At 52.7% G+C, this 19,032-nt stretch carries 17 protein-coding genes and 4 pseudogenes; 14 read left to right on the plus strand and 7 right to left on the minus strand.

Features of this window, described 5'->3' with window-relative positions; translation table 11 throughout:
* Positions 1-27 precede the first annotated feature (27 nt).
* Positions 28-279: a regulatory protein YcgZ gene (gene ycgZ / locus RAC90_RS03225; RefSeq protein ID WP_155489659.1), complete on the plus strand. Its 252-nt coding sequence runs from the start codon at positions 28-30 to the stop codon at positions 277-279.
* Positions 280-555: 276 nt separating this feature from the next.
* Here the strand turns inward: ycgZ and RAC90_RS03230 are convergent, their stop codons facing one another.
* Positions 556-1,365, minus strand: a complete 810-nt coding sequence (locus tag RAC90_RS03230; protein WP_375123951.1) for a Brp/Blh family beta-carotene 15,15'-dioxygenase — start codon at positions 1,363-1,365, stop codon at positions 556-558.
* Positions 1,362-2,075, minus strand: a complete 714-nt coding sequence (locus tag RAC90_RS03235; protein ID WP_054634118.1) for a bacteriorhodopsin — start codon at positions 2,073-2,075, stop codon at positions 1,362-1,364. The genes RAC90_RS03230 and RAC90_RS03235 overlap by 4 nt, the downstream gene beginning before the upstream one ends.
* A 911-nt stretch (positions 2,076-2,986) precedes the next feature.
* Between RAC90_RS03235 and RAC90_RS03240 the strand changes: the two genes are divergently transcribed.
* A complete protein-coding gene (locus RAC90_RS03240) occupies positions 2,987-3,394 on the plus strand; it encodes a nuclear transport factor 2 family protein (RefSeq protein WP_375123952.1) in 408 nt (135 codons plus the stop codon).
* Positions 3,395-3,615: 221 nt separating this feature from the next.
* On the opposite strand, the gene RAC90_RS03245 is transcribed toward RAC90_RS03240, so the two are convergent.
* Together RAC90_RS03245 and RAC90_RS03250 are read right to left on the minus strand one after the other, a co-directional pair.
* Complete coding sequence (locus RAC90_RS03245) at positions 3,616-4,359, minus strand: SDR family oxidoreductase (RefSeq protein ID WP_375123953.1); 744 nt, start codon at positions 4,357-4,359, stop codon at positions 3,616-3,618.
* Positions 4,360-4,519: 160 nt separating this feature from the next.
* A pseudogene (locus tag RAC90_RS03250) lies at positions 4,520-4,954 on the minus strand (LysR family transcriptional regulator); the annotation flags it as partial.
* Positions 4,955-5,012: 58 nt separating this feature from the next.
* On the opposite strand from RAC90_RS03250, the gene RAC90_RS03255 reads away from it, so the two are divergent.
* The 4 genes from RAC90_RS03255 to RAC90_RS03270 all read left to right on the plus strand — a co-directional run bounded on the left by RAC90_RS03255 (position 5,013) and on the right by RAC90_RS03270 (position 6,290).
* Positions 5,013-5,162, plus strand: coding sequence for a polymorphic toxin type 50 domain-containing protein (locus RAC90_RS03255; protein ID WP_375123954.1), 150 nt, complete (start codon positions 5,013-5,015; stop codon positions 5,160-5,162).
* 10 nt (positions 5,163-5,172) lie between these two features.
* Complete coding sequence (locus RAC90_RS03260; RefSeq protein ID WP_375123956.1) at positions 5,173-5,481, plus strand: hypothetical protein; 309 nt, start codon at positions 5,173-5,175, stop codon at positions 5,479-5,481.
* A gap of 420 nt (positions 5,482-5,901) precedes the next feature.
* Positions 5,902-6,024: a hypothetical protein gene (locus RAC90_RS03265; RefSeq protein ID WP_375123957.1), complete on the plus strand. Its 123-nt coding sequence runs from the start codon at positions 5,902-5,904 to the stop codon at positions 6,022-6,024.
* Positions 6,025-6,137: 113 nt separating this feature from the next.
* Positions 6,138-6,290: a hypothetical protein gene (locus RAC90_RS03270; protein ID WP_375123958.1), complete on the plus strand. Its 153-nt coding sequence runs from the start codon at positions 6,138-6,140 to the stop codon at positions 6,288-6,290.
* A 197-nt stretch (positions 6,291-6,487) separates the two neighbouring features.
* Here RAC90_RS03270 and RAC90_RS03275 read toward each other — a convergent pair.
* Positions 6,488-6,820 (minus strand): annotated as a pseudogene (locus tag RAC90_RS03275) (MFS transporter); the annotation flags it as partial.
* Between the two features lie 59 nt (positions 6,821-6,879).
* Here RAC90_RS03275 and RAC90_RS03280 point away from each other — a divergent pair.
* The 5 genes and pseudogenes from RAC90_RS03280 to RAC90_RS03300 all read left to right on the plus strand — a co-directional run bounded on the left by RAC90_RS03280 (position 6,880) and on the right by RAC90_RS03300 (position 16,024).
* Positions 6,880-7,997: pseudogene (locus RAC90_RS03280) on the plus strand (IS3 family transposase).
* Positions 7,998-8,545: 548 nt separating this feature from the next.
* On the plus strand, positions 8,546-10,474 hold the full coding sequence (locus tag RAC90_RS03285; RefSeq protein ID WP_164481810.1) for a type VI secretion system Vgr family protein: 1,929 nt from the start codon (positions 8,546-8,548) through the stop codon (positions 10,472-10,474).
* On the plus strand, positions 10,471-10,902 hold the full coding sequence (locus RAC90_RS03290; protein WP_164481811.1) for a DcrB-related protein: 432 nt from the start codon (positions 10,471-10,473) through the stop codon (positions 10,900-10,902). Before RAC90_RS03285 ends, RAC90_RS03290 begins: the two co-directional genes overlap by 4 nt.
* 2 nt (positions 10,903-10,904) lie before the next feature.
* A complete protein-coding gene (locus tag RAC90_RS03295; RefSeq protein ID WP_367143129.1) occupies positions 10,905-15,482 on the plus strand; it encodes an RHS repeat-associated core domain-containing protein in 4,578 nt (1,525 codons plus the stop codon).
* On the plus strand, positions 15,482-16,024 hold the full coding sequence (locus RAC90_RS03300) for a HEAT repeat domain-containing protein (protein WP_164481812.1): 543 nt from the start codon (positions 15,482-15,484) through the stop codon (positions 16,022-16,024). Before RAC90_RS03295 ends, RAC90_RS03300 begins: the two co-directional genes overlap by 1 nt.
* Positions 16,025-16,056: 32 nt before the next feature.
* Here the strand turns inward: RAC90_RS03300 and RAC90_RS03305 are convergent, their stop codons facing one another.
* Entirely contained in the window at positions 16,057-16,644 is a 588-nt protein-coding gene (locus RAC90_RS03305; protein ID WP_325991004.1) for a DUF4291 domain-containing protein, read from the minus strand.
* A 191-nt stretch (positions 16,645-16,835) separates the two neighbouring features.
* On the opposite strand from RAC90_RS03305, the pseudogene RAC90_RS03310 reads away from it, so the two are divergent.
* Positions 16,836-17,194 (plus strand): annotated as a pseudogene (locus tag RAC90_RS03310) (Rhs-family protein); the annotation flags it as partial.
* 233 nt (positions 17,195-17,427) lie between these two features.
* Positions 17,428-17,715 carry a chorismate mutase gene (locus tag RAC90_RS03315; protein WP_033737493.1) on the plus strand — a complete coding sequence of 96 codons (288 nt, stop codon included), beginning with the start codon at positions 17,428-17,430 and terminating at the stop codon, positions 17,713-17,715.
* 111 nt (positions 17,716-17,826) lie between these two features.
* Here RAC90_RS03315 and RAC90_RS03320 read toward each other — a convergent pair whose 3' ends face one another.
* Positions 17,827-18,378: an RBBP9/YdeN family alpha/beta hydrolase gene (locus RAC90_RS03320; protein ID WP_375123959.1), complete on the minus strand. Its 552-nt coding sequence runs from the start codon at positions 18,376-18,378 to the stop codon at positions 17,827-17,829.
* A gap of 124 nt (positions 18,379-18,502) precedes the next feature.
* Here RAC90_RS03320 and RAC90_RS03325 point away from each other — a divergent pair, with 124 nt between their 5' ends.
* Positions 18,503-18,946, plus strand: coding sequence for an Lrp/AsnC family transcriptional regulator (locus tag RAC90_RS03325; RefSeq protein WP_033737491.1), 444 nt, complete (start codon positions 18,503-18,505; stop codon positions 18,944-18,946).
* Positions 18,947-19,032 lie beyond the last annotated feature (86 nt).

The following is a 19,032-nucleotide window of genomic DNA, read 5'->3' on the forward strand; positions in this document are numbered from 1 at the left end:
CCATTAAACATTTTCCCAGAGCCAACATTGTACAAAAACTCGTCCAAATCCGACGCCATGAGCGCCATTGCCCGCTACTTCGACAGTGCGTCACTGCCCACTCAGCAGGAAACGCTGGGGAGCATCGCGTCAGAAATTCTTCGCGCAGGAAAAAGCCTGAACCGCACGGCCATATGCAGCAAACTTGTCCGCCGCCTGGAGCTGGCAGGAAGTGCAGAAGAAGAGCAGCACTACCGTGAACTCCTGGGTCTTTTGTTCGGTCGTAAATCCGGGAACTGATCCCCCACGACGGCCAGGCTGAATCCCGATACTCGTCTTTCCCCTCGTTTCCCTGACGTTCACCCCTTTTGCCGCTGCATGATTCCGGCGGCATAACCTTACGCCATTATTACGCACGCGCTCAGCGCCGGGGTCAGGGGATGTTTAGGGGAACGTTGCAACGTGTGCAGTGGAAAGGGCAACACGCTGATTATCATGCCTGAAAGCCAGGCATCTACATGCTGACGCCACAGTTAACCTTCTGCGTCCGGCGAAGCGTTCCTGTTACTTCTGACGTTATCCACTGTTACCCGGCTCGAAGTAAGGGGTAACCAGCATATGGGGAATAGCGAGTGAAGCGAGCGCAGCAAACAGCGATTTTATGTCTGCGTCACTGGACGGGTACATCATACAGGTTGTCGCGACCGCCAGCAGAATGGCCGCTGCCAGCACCGGCCAGGTTGCATAAAGGTAGCCGGTGTAATGCGCATAACCCAGTTGAAGACGACGTAACCGGGTTTGTGGCAGGGCATGCAAAATTAAAAAACCCATGGAAAAGCCGACAAAAGGGGGAAGGAGCAGTAACGCCAGCGTCCCGGTAATGAGCCGCACATCGTGACGCCTCAAGCCGGTGATCATCAGGCTAATGGCACAAAGTGCGCCCGCAATCGCCATGCATAACGTCACAGAACCGAGCAGAGTGGGTGCCAGTCCTGCCTGGTGAAGAATGATGTTGTATTCTTGCAGGTGGAAGAGGGCGGGCGTCGCTATCATGCTGACGCCTCTGGCCAGGCGTTCTGTCATCCTTCCCTTTGGCGCATCTTCAAGGGCAAAATGCAGCGCAGATGCCAGCAAGAAACCAGGTAATGCCAGTGCCGGCGAGCAGTGCCACCAGAACAGGCAAAGCAGGATGATCACGCCGTAAGCAGCCAGGAACGGCAACTTACGCCCGCGTTTTACTACGGCCAGATCGCTGGCACCGTGTGCCATGCCAATAACACCTATTGCGACAATGGCAAAAATCAACTGCACGGGCATCGGACTGAAAGAGGCAGCCAGCGCTGCCCCCCAAAGTCCTGTCCAGCCGGCAGTCTGCCGCAGAGTCATACCCGCACAGCACCATCAAATGTGGTATGGCGCAGCGCTTTTTCAAGACTGGACGCCGCGTAAAAGGCGTAAAACACCTTGGCGATGATATCAAGAACCAGGAATGCCCATACGGACGCAGGATCGGTGATGATTTTTAACCCTTCCGGACCGACAAGGAAAACGATAGGGTAGATGAACCAGACCACCGTCAGTAATGCGACGTTTTTGTTGTAAGCGTCCGCTATCGCCCTGCCGCGCTCCGCGGCAATCGTCCGCAGCGGCCCCCAAAGAAGGTAAACCACGCCAAGAAACGCAGCACAGGACCAGAGATACCACACCCATTTCGCGGCGAACGTTGCCGCCAGCGAAGAGACCAGACCGGTGATAATCATCATCACATCCAGAATAATGATGGCCGTTAAAAATCCCCCCATTTCACCCGGTTTACTCTGTTCATGAAAGGCAACCATAACAAGCCCTGCCAGTAAAACAGGCGTGGTGACAGACCAGTCAGCATAGCGAGCGAGATAAACGATACTGCCACTCTCTGTGGCCAGATTTCCGAAACCAAAGGCCATGGCCAGATAAGCGGTGGCGGCAATAAAAGGCACTGAGGCATGCATTAACGTGTGATGTCGAAAGGGAAAGGTTTTTTTGCCGGTGGCATAAATCGCCAGTGACGCAATTGCCATGACCGAAAACCCGATCAAAAATGCGGTTTGATCCATAATACTGTCTCCTTGCACAGACGACTTTACAGGGCCGTTTGCGCTGCCATAAATTGAAATGAGTTTTATATTCCGAATGAGAATATGCCTGAAGTATATGGCACCCTGTTCAAAGCGCGAGTGACTGAAGCGTATTTCAAAAATGGCTGGAGAAACAGGGTGAATAAATGCTTTTATATTCGGCACTGGCCAGGCGAGAAATGTAAAGAGCTGTTTCACCGGTTTTCACTTTTAACATTTTTCGTCCATCAATAAAAGATTTCCAGGTGTTTTTTTTCTTTATTATTAATGGGTTATTTTTAAATAGTGATTTTGTGGAAAAGGAGAATAAATAACCCGAAAGGAACAGAATTATATTTTTCGCTAGAGAAAATAAAATGGTGTACTAAGCGCGGGATAAGATTTTCAGAGGGCGTTAACCTGCCGCTATTAAAGGGCTTCTCGTATAATCACTTGTAGTGACTATATGGCTGACGCAATCCTCTTTCTCTGTAACGGAATACGCTGGCATTACATTGCTGTTAAGTCAGTCAGCTCACTATTACAATAAGCTGCATTTCATCTCAGAGAGAGCGGTAAAAGCGATTATGCGGCGTTACCCTGTGGAGGGATTATCCAGAATAACTCGCCCGGCATGACTAAATGTTTTTTCAGAACAAAGCAAACAGGTCTGGAAAGCGGTTCGTCTTCGTTTTGCCTGAATATAACCGCGTTAATGATCGCGGCATTATCTCAAGTGACGAGGTAAAGGGGAAACCGCCCGCGTTATGCAACATGCTCTTCGAAACACGATCACGTCAGTGACCCGAGTTTTGACCTGCACCATATAACCGCATCTGCAGATAAGCCGCTTGCCGGAACACTAAATTAATCTTGAGGGCCTGGGCTTCAGTTAACGGGAGTGACACTTTATGACGACGCTAACACCTCAGGCTGTAGTCGAAACCTTCTTTCATCGTATCGCCACCTCAGAGGCGGTGAGCGAGATCGCTGAACTGGTCAGTGAAAAGGTGGACTGGCTTATCGCCGGTAATACACAAGTGGTTCCCTGGATTGGGCGTAAAAAAGGCAGAACAGGTGTGGCCGAATTCTATGCGCAAATCCGGGAGCAGACGACGTCAGAAAAGTTCGACATCAACGACATTCTTATCAACGGCAACCACGTCGTCGCCACGGGCGAGCTTGCCACGCGCGTTAAAAAAACCGGTAAGTTAATTGAGACCGAATTTGTACTCGATATGTACATCGAACAGGGGCTCATTACGCGTTTCCGTATGTTTGAGGACAGCTACGCCGTGTCGGAAGCCTGTCGTGAGTGAGAAGCCTCATCCGGTACGAGGAGAGAGAGGCGGCACGACCAGCAGGCGCAATACGGGTGAGACCGGACGCAAAAGCGCCCCGCAGCATTCGCGGGGCTTCTTCCTTTACGGTGAAGGGTGCGCATCTTTCATGGGCCCACGGCTTCCGTCAGGGAAGCAATGGAGAAGATGGCATGTTTCTTGTGCCCCTGCCGACATTCCAGCTTGTCTCAGGGCAATGGTCAAAAGTCTATTGCGGTGGGACGTATAACGATTTCGTTGATGTCGATGGCTTCTGGCTGGCTGATTGCAAACGCGATGGTTTCAGCCAGTTTTTCTGCCGGGATAGCCGTTTCGTGTATCTTTCTGACCTTCTCTGCTACGGCAGCATCTGTCACGCTTCCCGGTAAATCCGTATCAACCGGTCCGGGCGAAATAATCGTGCTGCGAATATTGTATGGCGTCATTTCCATACGCAGGCCCTCTGATATAGCCCGTACCGCAAATTTAGTCGCTGAATAAACAGCCGTGGTAGGGCGAACATGCAGGCCAGCTACAGAAGACACGTTAATGATATGGCCGCTTTTCTGGTCTTTCATAAAGGGCAGGGCTGCGGCAATGCCATACAGCGTGCCTTTAAGATTGATATCAATAGCCTTTTCCCAGTCCTCTACCCGCAACTGGTCCAGTCGTGAATTAGGCATAATACCCGCGTTGTTAATCAGCACATCAATCCTGCCGAACGTGTTTACAGCTGTCTTAATCAGTTTTTCGGCATCCTGACGGTTTGACACGTCCATCTGCACGACTTCTGCTTTTCCGCCCGCCCGTGTCAGTTCATCCGCCAGAGCAGTCAGCTTTTCAAGACGACGGGCACCCAGCACGACACTCGCGCCTGCGGCGCTTAAAATCCGGGCAGTGGCTTCACCAATACCGCTGCTGGCACCGGTGATAACAATGACTTTTCCACTCATATTACTGTTCATAGAAGATTACCTTTACTGGGTTACCGGAAATGACGAGAGAACCTGAACGGGTCGGGTAATAAACACCGGGTTTATTACCCGTCTTCAGAGTCAGGAAGAGTATAGGAGGCTGCAACGCTGTGTGATATTCCAGATTATCACCTGCTCAGTATGCAAAAATTCACAAGCTACAGGCAGGCTCAAGGCAGCCTTTAAGGAAGTCCAGGACAGTACTGATGCGTCTCGCATACCGGACATCTTCATGAACGCTCAACCAGATGTCCTGAATGAGAACCGGGCCATCGGGATCTGTCGGCACAAGGTGATATTCATTCGCCAGGTATTCGGGTAGCAGCGCTATACCGGCATGGCCAGCCGCCGTAATAGCCTGTATACGTAAATCATTACTGAAGAACACAACTTTCAGCCCCGCGCACTGCGCTTTAAGCCAGGCCTGCTGTGGCGTCTCTGTCACGTCCTCATCGTAAGCGATGACGCTCCGTTCTCCTGGTGTGGCGAGATATCCTGCACTGCCGTAAAGCCTGAACTTAACCTGGCCAACGCGCTGATTACGAACGGCAGACTCAACGGGGCGAACCATACTGATGGTTATGTCTGCCTCATGACGTTTGTTGCCTCAATTGGGAACAGGACAGTAGATTGAGAAGATAGAAGTGGGTTTGGCAGGTTCTAAAGAACGAATTGATTTTGTTAAGACTATTGGTACTTTTGTCGATAAAGCTACTGGTTTATCTGTGCCGACGCCAAAAGGAATTGTTCATTATGATAAGGATTGTGTTCATACAGTGCCAGCGCGTTTCTGATCGGGAGATTATGATGAAAAATAACTATGAATATATAAAAAGGTTAAAGTTATCAATACAAGCGGCTCTTCTTGGTGCTGTTACTGAAAATATGAGAAACATAGCCGTAGACATTTGTGGAAATAAAATTTTGCTGTGTTTTTTTATTGATGGGGAAATTAAAGATGATGATAAAGAAAACATCTCTATAGTTGAAACAGAGGTGATAGCAGATTTTGATGGCGATTTTGATATAGAAACCATTATAAAAAGGATTGACTGTCCGGAGAAAATCATTCCAGGTCAAGGTCATAGTGTTTTTCAAAGAAAAGAGAGTTAATCATAAATGGGCCTTCATAGGAAAGGTGCACTACAAAAAATGAAAATACCCGCCTTAATAAGCCGGGGTGTTTTTATCAGCCCTTATGCAAAAGGGCAAATCAGTCAAAGATGAAATATACAATAAATACTCAAGGGGCAATCAGAAACAGCAGATGAGTTTACAATCGGGACAGATAATGACACAACGTCAGGGCTAATATTATGATGAGGGATGGGAATGGTGGGGATTCTTGCCTCGAATGTAAATTTTCACCAACTGCACCATTAACACAGAATCAAAAGAACGGTTATCCTGCCCTAAAGAAAATGGTGATACTAGAGTGGGGGCAGGTAAACCCGGTTTTGAGGGAGACACTAAAAATCCCGCCAACTCAGGTGATAATTATTAGGCCAGAAAGTTTAGCGTTCAGGAGATGCTATGGGTGTCGAATTTCACATAACGCGAGCTGAATTTTGGGCAGATAAAGGTGATGCGCAGATATCCGCTGACGAATGGCTTAACTACATTAATAAAGATAATGAATTAAGCAGAGATGTATAAACGGCGATTACCATGTCTTGTGGTCAGGTCCCTCGTCATGTGAAGATTCATGGCTTGACTGGAACGCAGGTAATATTTATACCAAATGGCCAGATATCTATCTGTACAGAAAGATGTTAGAGATTGCAAAACATCTTAATGCCCAGGTAATGGATGATGATGGTGCGATTTACAGTGATGAATCACAGTGGGAATACGATCCGTCAGCCAACGCTGAACGTCCACTTCTGGCACAAAGCGGACACAATATTCCGCAGGAAAAATGAATAGCGAAAGCCGGATTACCGCTCTTCCGACAGTCGGTCTGAGGCAGCAAGACTTGCACGTTATTAGGGTAATAAATTGATCAAAAGCGGTGAGCCCGGAAGGATGGTTAGCATTGCACTAACCATCGGTTGTCTCTCCGCGCCACTAAAAAAGCACGACCAAAACAGCCGTGCCTTATCAGGCTTAAAGAAAAGGGCTATTGCAGCTTAATGCCTTTCGTTTCGGGTGCCATCCACACCACAACCATCGCGGCGATAAAGGCCAGAACCGTGGTCGCCAGCCCTGCGGTAAATCCCCCTATGCTGGCAACATAGCCAATAAGCAGCGGTGCAATAAACCCACCTAAGCGACCACCGTTATAAGCCAGGCCCATTAAAAAGCCGCGTGACTGTGTGTCGCCAATAATCTCGGCAAGGAAGGGCCCGGAGCCAGCAAAGATGCCGTTTACACCAAACCCCGCCATAAAGATGGCTGCCATCAGAACCAGTGGCTGGGTTGTCGCCAGATACAGGCCGACTGACCTGCTCCCCGTTGATTAATACACCGCGATGTCAGTAATGTCTTCATAAGCCACTTGATGACACCCCCATGAAGAAGCGTTTTTCCGACGAACAGATCATCAGTATTCTCCGCAAGGCTAAAGCCGGGGTTTCTGCCCATGAGCTCTGCCGCAAGCACGCCATTTCCGACGCCACCTTTTATACCTGGCGTAAGAAGTATGGCGGTATGGAGGTGCCCGAGGTTAAGCGACTGAATTCGCTTGAGGAAGAGAACGCCAGACTCAAGAAGCTGTCTGCCGAAGCTATGCTGGATAAGGAAGCACTTCAGGTGGCTCTCGGCGAAAGTACTGACGACAGACCAGAAGCGGGAAATCGTTGAGTCTATGTGTGATGCGACCAGTCTGTCTCAACGTCCTGCCAGCAGGCTTACAGGTTTGTCCCTGTCGACCGCCTCTATGAAGCTCAGCGTCTGGCGGCTGATGCACATTTATCAGGCCGTATCACAGAACTGGCGCCCGAACGAAGGCGTTCTGGGTACCGGCGCATCTGGCAGTGATTACGTCGGGAGGATCTTCCCGTCAACCACAAGCGGGTATACCGCATTTACCACCTTAACGGCCTGAGTGTGAAGTGCAGACGACATCATAAGGGGCTGGCGGCTGTGCGGCTTCCGCTTCTTAGCCCGGATGCGCCGGACCTGACCTGGTCGATGGATTTTGTCATGGATGCACGGGCCAACGGTCGCAGGAACAAGTGCCTGACCTGTGTGGACGACTTCACGAAGGCGTGTCTGACGATCAGCGCTGCTTTCGGGATTTCAGGCGTTCAGGTCACGCGTATTCTGGACAGTATCGCGCTCTTTCGCTGCTGGCCGGCGCCAATAGAACTGATTAGGGCCCGGAATTTACCTGCCACGCGCTCGAACAATGGGTCTTTGAGCATGGTGTGGAGTTGCGCCTTATCCAGCCAGGTAAGCCAACGCAGAACGGATTTATAGAGAGCTTTAACGGTCGCTTTCGGGATGAATGCCTGAATGAATACTGGTTCAGCGATATTCCTCATACCCGGAAAATCATTAATGACTGGCGGCAGGACTATAACGAGTCCAGACCTCATTCATCGCTGAATTACCAGACGTCGGCTGAATTTGCAACAAGCTGGAGAAATGGAAAATTAGAAGATAAACAAACCGGCATTTATAACTGAGCGTTGTATCTAATACCGGTAGCAGGCCACCCTTAAGCTAAATATTATCCTTTCATATAAAAGCGCTTTCTCAGCTCGGCCAGTAAAAGAAAATTCTCTTTCTTTCATGAATATTTCAGTGCGTTATTAGTGACGTCTTCCATAAAATCAGTCTGCTGTTCTCCGGAATTTATGCCAGCTATCAATACTTATCCGTACTGGAATCAGAATGATCTGTATATTCAGAATAATGGTAGTTTTCCGAAGAGTCTCTTATTGGTATATTTGCCCCTCGCACGCACGTCGTTTGTATATGGCCTTTATTGCCGCTTCGCAACCTGACATTTCCTGATAGGCTTAACCTCTGCTGAGGCTTCGCCGGCGGTAGCCATATTATGAAATTTCAGTTCTGCAATATCGAATCATCTAAAAATGCAATGAGTTTCTGCTGTGCTGCCGGAAGCGTGAAAGTATGCGTCATTTACTGATGTGCTGTGATCTACGGGGCATAGCCAGATGGATGTCTCGGGCTCTGGTTTGCAGCGCATATACACATAGGGATGTAAGTTATGCTTAACCGAATCACCGTTCAGCTCCCGGTCGAGGGGCTACTTTTCTGGAAGCTTTCCGGGCGCGAGTCGCTGTCGGAGCCGTTCATGTTTACCCTGACGCTGCTTGGGACTGACGCGCGTACCGACCGCAGCGCGCTTCTGGGCCAGCCGGTGACGGTGACCATCCCGACTCAGGCCCTGATGACGCCGCGCTACCTCAACGGCAAGGTGACACGGGTGGCGGTGACCGCTGTGGAGATGTCCGGCATCCGCTACGCGGCGTATGAGCTGACGGTTGAGCCGGACGTATGGCCGATGCAGCGCGACCGCAACCTGCGTATCTTCCAGGGCCAGACGGTGCCGCAGATAGTGAAAACGCTGCTGGGCGAGAGTCAGGTGAACGTCGAGGAGCGGCTCTCCGGCAGTTACCGGGTGTGGGAATACTGCGTGCAGTATCAGGAGAGCAGCCTCGACTTCATGAGCCGCCTGCTGGAGCTGGAGGGCATCACCTATCACTTCCGCCACGAGCAGGAACGCCACACGCTGGTGCTTACTGATGCCCCCGGCCAGTACAAGCCTTTTCCCGGCTACGAGACTATTCCGTACCACGTGACGCCATCAGGCGGTACAACCGATGAAGAGGGTATCAGCCAGTGGGCGCTGCAGGATAACGTGACACCGGGCATCTACAGCCTCGACGACTACGACTTCCGCAAGCCGAACGCGTGGCTGTTCCAGGCGCGGCAGAACCCAAAATCGCCACAGCCAGGGAGCATTGACGTCTATGACTGGCCGGGCCGCTTTGTGGAGCACGATCACGGGGAGTTTTACGCGCGCATCCGCCAGGAGCGCTGGCAGGTGGAGCACCGCCAGACGCAGGGCAGCGGGACGGCGCTGGGTATCGCGCCGGGGCACACCTTTGTGCTGCGCAACGCCCCGTTCTTTGGTGACAACGGCGAGTACCTGACCACCGTTGCCCATTACCACTTTGAGGAAAACCGCTACGCCAGTGGCGCAGACAGTAACACCATCCACGAAACGCGCTTTGAGGTGATACCGGCGGACGTGCCGTACCGCCCGGCGCAGAAGACGCCGTGGCCGCGTACCTACGGGCCGCAGACGGCGAAGGTCGTGGGCCCGCAGGGCGAGAGCATCTGGACGGACAAATATGGCCGGGTGAAGGTGAAATTCCACTGGGACCGGCTGTCGAAGGGCGACGACACCAGCTCGAGCTGGGTGCGCGTGTCGAGCGCATGGGCGGGCCAGGGCTTCGGTGGCGTGCAGATACCGCGCGTGGGTGACGAAGTGGTTGTGGACTTCATCAACGGCGACCCGGACCGCCCGCTGATTACGGGGCGCGTATACAACGAGGCGAGCATGCCGCCATGGTCGCTGCCGGCGGCGGCGACGCAGATGGGTTTTTTAAGCCGCTCGAAGGACGGCTCGCCGGACAACGCCAACGCCCTGCGCTTCGAGGATAAAGCCGGTGCCGAGCAGGTGTGGCTGCAGGCCGAGCGCAACCTTGATACGAGCATCAAGAAAGACGAGACCCACAGCGTCGGCGGTTCGCAGTTGCTTTCCATTAAGCAGGACTACACCGGCAAAGTGGAAGGCAAACACGAGCACGCGATTCAGATGACCCGCAACGAGCTGGTCGGCGGCCAGTACGACATCAAAGGCCAGGGGATGGTAACTATCTCTTCCGCAACAGGCATCCGTCTGGTGACGGGCGATTCTGTGCTGGAGATGGGCTCGAATGGCCAGGTCAACCTTTACTGTACCAGGTTTGCGATCAATGCCAGCGGTACGGGGCAAATTAACACCGGCGGTACGCTCGATCTGAATCTCAAGGATCCGGACAAAGCGACAAACGTGGCGCCGACACCCGCAGATATTCAGAACGAAGTGGCAAAAACTTTTACCCCTGACGGAGAAGGGCAGGCATGAGCAACGTGAAATATACGCTATCAGAAGGGACGCTGACGCTGCCGGAAGCGGTGCAGGATCGCAGCATGACAATATTGTCACTGCCGAAAGCGGGCGCGTCGCTGGTGCTGACCCGCGCATGGGACGTGAAGCCTGGCGAGGAAGAGGCGTACCTGAAAAGCCAGGTCGCTAAAATCAAACGCGACATGAAGAAGTTTACCGGCGGTGAGGTGCAGGACACCCAGGTCGGTGGCCGGCCCGCACAGGAAGTCGCCCTGCGTTTTGAAAACCACGGTGTGACGGTTCATGAACAGCTGGCGACCACGATGCTTGACGATCATCTACTGGTGATGGCCATGAGCCGCACCGCGCCGTTTGATGAAGACGAGCTGGCGTTATGGGAATCCATTAAAGCGGGTCTGGAGTTTACGCCCGGGGAAGGAGCATAAGCGTGTCCGAACCGTTAGCTGCCCGTTATCAGGATCCGCTCATCCATAGCTCTCTGCTCGCCGACGTTGTCAGCGGTGTGGTCGAAGGAGCCATCTGTCTTGCCGCGTTTACCGCGGGTACGGCAATGATGACGACGGGGCTTGGCACGGTCGCGGGCGTTGCATTGATTGCCGTTGTCTTCACCAGCGGCATCGCGGAGGAAGCAGGCGATATGGTCGGCCAGGGTGCCGATGCCGTGCTGGATTTCTTCGGCTGGCGTGGACCGCCGGATGCCCTTATTACCAGCGGTTCGCACAACGTTCATATCATGGATCTCCCTGCCGCCCGTGCGGCGGGCACGGTCGATCATGATTATCTCAATACGCCTATCCCGGAAGAGAGCTTTTCCGATAAGGCGAAAGCGTTCGCGATAAACACGGCCGTTACCATTCTCGAAGTGGCGCAGTTTACGCTGCACCCGGTTGATAATCTGGCAGCGGGAGCAAACGCGATTGCCAGCAGTGGCTGGCAGGGTGTGAAAAATTTTGCGGGCAGCGTCTGGGATAACTTAACCCAGCCGGTCGTGGCGGGGGCGAGCCCTTTTGCTAAAGAAGCGCCGCTGGATACCGTTGAGTGTACCAAAGGCCATACGGTTACTGGCGGTAACTTCCTGGCGGAAGGCTCAAAAAAGGTGCTGATCAATGGTCAGCCTGCTTGTCGTGACGGCGATCGCAGCACCTGCGAAGCAAAGATAAAAGTTAAAGAGAACACGCGCGTGCGCATCGGCGGTGAGAGCATTGTCGTGCGCGATATCCGCAGCGGTAAAAATTTCTGGGCGCGGCTTATTGGTAACGCCATCGGCAGCCTCGGTCCGGGAATTATTCGCAACCTCAGTAAAGGCCTGCTGAAGACGATTTTCAGCCGCCAGATACTCAAGGCATTTTGCTGTCAGCTCGCCGGCGATCTCGGAATGGGGCTAGCCACGCTCGGGCTGATCCAGGCCGGGAAGGTTGGCAGCGAAGCGCGCCACACGCAGCACCCGGTGGATATTGCCAGCGGTGCGAAAATTCTCGCGGGCAAGGAAGACCGCGATTTCACGCTCGAAGATCGTATTCCGCTCATCTGGCAGCGCATCTACAACAGCCGCAATCTGGCGACCGGTATGCTTGGCACTGGCTGGCTGCTGCCGTTCGAGACCCGCTTCTTCCGCCTTGAGGACAATACGTTTATCTGGCGCGATATGTCAGGCCGCGATCTGGGCTTTGGGGAGCTAAACCCCGGCGACGTGGTGGATTATCTCGAAGATGGTATCACGCTCTATTACACCGTGACCGGTACGCTGATGCTCCAGATGGCGAACGGTGAATACCATGTCTATGAGCCGGACCCGACGAACCCCGGCGAATGGCGCCTGTTCCGCATCTACGATCGTCACGAGAACTGTCAGCACTACGCCTGGGACGAGCACGGCAAACTGGTACGGATTTCCGGTGACAACGAATCGCTGGATGTCGAGCTTACCTATGAGAAACAGCATGACCGTCTCGCCAGCGTGCATCAGGTTTACGCAGGCGAGCGCCGCCTGCTGGTGACTTACGGCTATAACGAACACGGCCAGCTAACCGACGTGACCGACGCCGACGGCATCGTCACGCGCCGTTTCGGCTGGGACCGCGCCAGCGACATGATGGGCTGGCACAGCTACTCCACCAACCTCAGCGTGCATTATCAGTGGCAGCCCGCCGCCGATGCGCCCAACTGGCGCGTGTGCAGTTATCAGGTGCTGGATGACCAGGATAACGTGCTGGAGCGCTGGCGCATCGACGCTGACGAGGCGAAACGCTCCGCGACGGTGAGCTGCGACGCGGGCTTCTCGACGCGCCACTGCTGGGATTTCCTCTACCGCATCACCGAATTCACCGACCGCAACGGCGGCGTATGGCGCTACGAGTGGGCGGACTACGCCGAACTGCTGAAGGCGGCCACCACGCCGGACGGCAGCCGCTGGGAATACGGCTACGACGAGCACGGCAACCTGACGGAAGTGCGCGACCCGCTCGGCAACAGCACGTTCACCACCTGGCACCCGGTTTTCGCGTTCCCGCTGAAGGAAGTGCTGCCGGACGGCGGCACCTGGCAGTATGAGTATAACGCGCGCGGCGACGTGGTTTCGCTCACTGACCCGAAAGGCGGCTTGACGCGCTTTGAGTGGAACGAACAGGGTGATCTGGTGAAGCAGACGGACGCGCTGGAGAACACGCACCGTTTCTGGTGGAACGAGCGCGGACAGCTGGTGCGCGATGAGGACTGCTCCGGCAACCAGAGCCACCGGCTGTACGATGCCGCAGGGCGGCCGCTGAGCGCCGGGGATGCCGAAGGCAACACCGACCGCTGGACGCTGAGCGCGGCGGGGCGTCTGCAGACCTGGCGACGGGCCGATGGCCGCGAGACGCACTACGAATATGACAACGCCGGGCTGCTGTGTGGGCAGGACGAAGACGGGCTGCGCGAGCGCAAAGTCACGCGCAACGCGCGCGGGCAGGTGGTGAGCGCCGCCGACCCGGCGGGCCACCTGACGCGCCTGCATTATGACCGCCTGGGCCGCCTGACGACGCTGATTAACCCGAACCGCGAGAGCTGGCGCTTTGAGTATGACGCCACGGGGCGGCTGACGGGCCAGCGCGACTACGCGGGTCGTCTGACGGAGTACCGCCACGACGCGCTGGGCCAGGTGACGGAGGTGATTCGCCATCCGCTGCCGGGCAGCCAGGAGGCGCCGCTGGTCACCGCGTTTGAGTATGACGTGCTGGGGCGTCTGACGGCGCGGGAAACCGCTGACCACCGCACCGAATACCGCCACGACACGCTGTCGCTGGAAATCCGCCGGGCCACCCGCGCCGAGTGGCGTCGCGCGCTGCTGGAAGAGCGAGAGCCCGAGTGGGACGCGGTGCTCATCTTCACCCGCAATGCCGCGGGCGAGCTGGTGAGCGAGGAAAACCACGGCGGGACGTTTGAGTATGAGTACGACGCGCTGGGCAACCTCAGCAGCACGCGATACCCGGACGGGCGCGAGCTGGCCAGCCTTCGCTACGGCACCGGGCACCTGCTGGAGATGCAGCTGCGTCATGGCGGGGCGACGCACACGCTGGCGGCATACGGCCGCGACCGCCTGCACCGGGAAATCTCCCGCAGCCAGGGGGTGCTCTCGCAGGAGACTCACTACGATACCGTGGGACGCATCACCCAGCGTACGGTGCTGGATGCGCGCCGGGAGCTGGTGTTCGAACGCCGCTACCGCTGGGACCGTACCGACCAGATAGTCCAGCAGATACACACCGACGCGACACCGACAACTCCCGGTGAAAAATACAGCCAGTATCTGTGGGGCTACGACGCCGCCGGCCAGGTCACAAAGGCCGTCGAACCGCAGAAGGAAGAGCGCTTCTTCTGGGACCCGGCGGGCAACCGCACCGAAGAACACCGTAACCCGGTGTGGCACAACCTGCTGCTGCGCCTCGACGGGCTGAAGCTCGATTATGACGGGTTCGGGCGGCTTGTTAAGCGGCGGGACAGGTCTGGCGTTATCCAGCATTTTGCGTATGACGATGAGCAGCGTGTAAAAGAAATCACCTTCACCGGTCATGCCGAATTCATAAAGGTGGAATACCGCTACGACCCGCTGGGGCGCAGGACGCACAAGATTCTCTGGCGCTACGGTGAAAAAGACCCGGAAACCATCCGCTTCGACTGGCAGGGGTTACAGCTCGCCGGTGAACAGAGCGACCGCGAGCCGGACCACTACGTCCAGTACGTCTATACCGAGGGCAGCTACGAGCCGCTGGCGCGCGTCGACAGCGTCTTCGACGACTGCGAAATTTACTGGTACCACACCGAACTTAACGGCCTGCCGGAGCGGGTAACGGACGCTGACGGCCATACCGTCTGGCGCGGACAGTTCAGCACCTGGGGCAAAACGGAGCGCGAACTCAGCGTACCGCAGTGGCAGGTGCCGCAGAACCTGCGTTTCCAGGGGCAGTATCTCGACCGCGAAAGCGGGCTGCACTACAACCTGTTCCGCTACTACGACCCGGTCGCCGGGCGTTACACGCAGATGGACCCGATTGGTTTAACGGGCGGTATGAATACCTACAGCTATGTGCGTGATCCACTGGTGTGGGTGGATCCGTTGGGGTTGGTTGCATGTTATAAGCCACCGCATGAGAATGTTTTTTACAGGACCATGTCAAAAGAAGATTTTGCTGTTTTACAAAAAACAGGACGGATGCCAGGTACAACCGAAACAACAATATCTCCTACCCGTGAGTTTTCAGAAGACTATGACGGGATATTGGTACAATTCAATCTAAAACCAGGTACACGAGCACAGTTAGAAGGTATTGGCATTAGAGATAAGTCTGATCTGGCTGCTGTAACCCATCCTGATATGCCAAGCCCAGTAAAATCAAAAGGTTGGGGATTGATAAATGCTCGATTTAAAGGCGAAAATGACCAGATAAATATTGGTCTTGGTAGGGAAGGGGGCGCTGCTTTAAAAATCTTTAACGATGGTATCGATTCTTTTAATGTGTTGAGGCAATAATGAATTCAGAGCAAAAGAACTTAGTGCTTTCTGTGGTTAATAATCAGCCACTTCGAGCCGGAAAAATAACAGATGAAGAATTTCTAAAACTTTTTCCATGTACTCAGGAAAATGTTGAGGATTTTATAGATGACATTTTAAAAAATGCGCATTCTTCTAAAGACCTGAAAGAAGTTGAATACGCTTTATATATTGGATTTCATTTTGGATTTACAAGCAAGCATGAAGATATCTTGATACATATTTTGGGTGATGATTTTCATTATAAACATGATGATGTTGTGAGGGCTTTAGTTAAAATAAAGGCTAAAAGCGACGATGCAGTAAATGCCCTATATAACTGTGCTTTGTCTGAATATGATTATTTGGCTGATGAAAGAGAGGATGATAATTATATGTTGGCATGGAACTGTATATACGCTTTAGCGAAAATAGGTTCAAAACACGCTGTTGAGAAATTAAAAGCATTATCAAGAAACTCCATTCCTGAAATAAAAAACAAAGCAGTACAGGTTGGGAAATCTTACGGTATTTTAGATTAAAAAATAAATTTATATTTAAGCCGGTTTCCGGCTTAAATTTTATAAGGCCGTTCTAGAGGGAGAAGGGAAATTGCTAAATGTATGTCCCCAGCATCTATACACCCTTTTATTTTTTCGACAAGGCTGGTTACATCTGAAATATTGACAATCCATTTTTTGCAATAATTTTCAACGGCTTGATTACGTAATCCTATTTGTATGGTGCGATAGTTTAGTTTATTTAGATATAAGTCCCTTTCTGGATCCCATTGTATTATTACATCTGATTTTTTTATATCGGTGCGCCAACTGTCTAAGCTATTATGAAGAGACTCGCCATGACTGCTAAGTACGCCGTTTTTTAGTATTTCACGGAATCCTGTGTGGCTTATATCTATTGCCAGAATTCTTTTTTGTCTTGAGTCTTTTTTTGCCCATCCTGAACGGTACATCATCCATAAAAAAGAAGGCTTAATCCATGTCATTCTGCTCATACTGAACGGTGGAGATACGAAGGTTTTGTTCTCAAGAGCGCTTTCTGCTATTTCATCAGAAAACGCCTGATAGACTCGAATGAAATCATCAGTATAATATGCTCTAATTTCATTTGTTGGAGTTAAAGAAGTGGTTATTTTATTCATGATTTTCAATTATAGATTGTAGATATCATTATTTATTATAAGCAATATCCAGTGATAATACCATGTCCCACATTGATACTTCGGGCTGTATTCTGGTAAAAATCAAGAGTAAACCAGACCCTTAAATATTTTGCTGACGGCAGCAACTGGTAATACGGCTACGACGAGCACGGCAACCGGAGCCTCCGGCTGTACGCCACGGCGGGGCCACGCACACGCTGGCGGCATACGGCCGCGACCGCCTGCACCGGGAAATCTCCCGCAGCCAGGGGTGCTCTCGCAGGAGACTCACTACGATACCGTGGGACGCATCACCCAGCGTACGGTGCTGGATGCGCGCCGGGAGCTGGTGTTCGAACGCCGCTACCGCTGGGACCGTACCGACCAGATAGTCCAGCAGATACACACCGACGCGACACCGACAACTCCCGGTGAAAAATACAGCCAGTATCTGTGGGACTACGACGCCGCCGGTCAGGTCACAAAGGCCGTCGAACCGCAGAAGGAAGAGCGCTTCTTCTGGGACGCCGCAGGCAACCGCACGGAAGAGCAGTTGTGTTTGATGTCAACCAAAGAGGGTGTTTCAACGAGGTGTAGTGTTTGCAGATGATGAACGTCCGCTATGAGCGAAAAGCGGACGTTCGCGGTTATAAGATCGTGGAGGAGGAATTTGCGAATGAGGCCGTATATTCATTTTCAGGGAACAGGTCAAAATTGAAGACTGTTTTTAATCGAAAATTTGTGTAACCTGACGTACTCATGTACTAGCTAAATGGGGTTGAAATGGATTTTTCATCAATTGATGATGTCAGAAATCGTATCGATCAAATTGACAGTGAACTGGTTAAAATGATCGCGCAACGTGGCCGATGTGTTAAAGCTGCAGCAGCTTTTAAAAGTGACCACTCAGCTGTGCGTGCTCCAGACCGCGTCCAGCAGGTAATCGACAAAGTCAGTAAACAGGCAACTGAAGCAGGACTTCCCGAAGTGATTATCGAAAAGGTCTACCGGGCGATGATCGGTGCGTTTATTGATTATGAACTCGAGCAACACGACCAACTGCGGCAGTAAAAATCCTGACATCGTGCGCCAACATGCCATTCAGCTTCTGGCTTTTACTGTAGCGGGTATCGAGGCGGTGAACGCCAGCAGCGATATCTCTTTTGGGCGGCATACTCACGATCAGTTCGGCATTGTGGACATGGCAATAAGCGCTTTTAACCATGCTCTCCCCTGAGGCCAGTCACCGAGTCCGCTGGCTGCGTTGATATGCCCTCGCTCACCGATATTGACCAGACGACTGCCCCAGGCATCGGCACGGCACTGGCTGTAATGGATATCGGCATAAGGGTCATTGGAACTGACAATCATTATGCTCGGAAATGCGAAATGCTTTTCACTTCGGGAAACACTAAACCCCTGAGCCTCTTCTGGAAACGCATCGCGTGTGGGATCTGGCACTGCGACCAGCAAAGCGCCTCTCACAATCGTGCGGCTATGTTGTGCCCAGTTCGCAACCTGCAGGCAGCCAAGGCTATGGGCGACCAAAATGACGTCTGGCCCGATCTTTCTGACGGCAGTTTCTAAATTTTCGACCCACTCTTCGCAAATCGGGTGATCCCAGTCTTGTCCCGAAATGAGGGTCATTGACGCGTCAGTTTTTGCCCACAGCGTTTGCCAGTGTCCGGAGCCCGAGTTGTCAATTCCCGGAAGAAGCAATATTGGAGATGTCATGTCTTGATTCCCAAAGAGGTGTTCACATAATGTAGTCAAATGCCACATCGTTCCTGAATGGCAAATCATCGAAATACAGCCCGATTAGCCGATGATTCATCTCTGTTTTGGGCAAAGGATCAGCATGGAGCTTGACAGTAAAGATCGGCAAATTCTGGAAGCACTCCAAACGAACGCACGTCAGAGTCTGGCGTCTCTGGGCAAATGCATTGGACTTTCGCAGCCAGCGATGAGCGAACGGGTCAAAAAACTCGAAAGTGCAGGCGTCATTGAAGGTTACGGTGCCCGCGTCAGTTTGCGAGAGATTGGACTGGGATTACAGGCGATCCTGCGAGTGCGCACCACCCACCAATACATCAAACAATATCTGGCGTTATTTAACGCTATTCCTGAAGTGATAGAAGCTGACAGAATCACAGGAGAGGACTGCTTCATCGTACGTTGCGTTTTTTCTCAACCGACTGATCTGGAGGCCATTGTCGATGCCCTTGCAGTTCATGGTTCAGTGACGACATCCTTAGTTCTGTCGAATGCGGTACGTAAACAGGTACCTGTACGCCTGAGGTGACCGACTCGTATTTGATCGATATGGCAGAACATTAGCAAGGTTCGCTCTTTGCACGTAACGGGCAGTATCACGGTACAATTTAAGCT

Origin of the sequence: Pantoea sp. CS_6, from assembly GCF_041954745.1 — a bacterium.
In the GTDB taxonomy this organism is placed as follows: Bacteria; Pseudomonadota; Gammaproteobacteria; order Enterobacterales; family Enterobacteriaceae; genus Pantoea; species Pantoea stewartii.

Bases quoted from the DNA above. Each gene is read 5' to 3' on its own strand.
- RAC90_RS03230 (WP_375123951.1), bottom strand. From the start codon at position 1,365: ATGACTCTGCGGCAGACTGCCGGCTGGACAGGACTTTGGGGGGCAGCG.
- RAC90_RS03235 (WP_054634118.1), bottom strand. From the start codon at position 2,075: ATGGATCAAACCGCATTTTTGATCGGGTTTTCGGTCATGGCAATTGCG.
- RAC90_RS03240 (WP_375123952.1), top strand. From the start codon at position 2,987: ATGACGACGCTAACACCTCAGGCTGTAGTCGAAACCTTCTTTCATCGT.
- RAC90_RS03245 (WP_375123953.1), bottom strand. From the start codon at position 4,359: ATGAACAGTAATATGAGTGGAAAAGTCATTGTTATCACCGGTGCCAGC.
- RAC90_RS03260 (WP_375123956.1), top strand. From the start codon at position 5,173: ATGATGAAAAATAACTATGAATATATAAAAAGGTTAAAGTTATCAATA.
- RAC90_RS03265 (WP_375123957.1), top strand. From the start codon at position 5,902: ATGGGTGTCGAATTTCACATAACGCGAGCTGAATTTTGGGCAGATAAA.
- RAC90_RS03270 (WP_375123958.1), top strand. From the start codon at position 6,138: ATGTTAGAGATTGCAAAACATCTTAATGCCCAGGTAATGGATGATGAT.
- RAC90_RS03285 (WP_164481810.1), top strand. From the start codon at position 8,546: ATGCTTAACCGAATCACCGTTCAGCTCCCGGTCGAGGGGCTACTTTTC.
- RAC90_RS03290 (WP_164481811.1), top strand. From the start codon at position 10,471: ATGAGCAACGTGAAATATACGCTATCAGAAGGGACGCTGACGCTGCCG.
- RAC90_RS03300 (WP_164481812.1), top strand. From the start codon at position 15,482: ATGAATTCAGAGCAAAAGAACTTAGTGCTTTCTGTGGTTAATAATCAG.
- RAC90_RS03305 (WP_325991004.1), bottom strand. From the start codon at position 16,644: ATGAATAAAATAACCACTTCTTTAACTCCAACAAATGAAATTAGAGCA.
- RAC90_RS03315 (WP_033737493.1), top strand. From the start codon at position 17,428: ATGGATTTTTCATCAATTGATGATGTCAGAAATCGTATCGATCAAATT.
- RAC90_RS03320 (WP_375123959.1), bottom strand. From the start codon at position 18,378: ATGACATCTCCAATATTGCTTCTTCCGGGAATTGACAACTCGGGCTCC.
- RAC90_RS03325 (WP_033737491.1), top strand. From the start codon at position 18,503: ATGGAGCTTGACAGTAAAGATCGGCAAATTCTGGAAGCACTCCAAACG.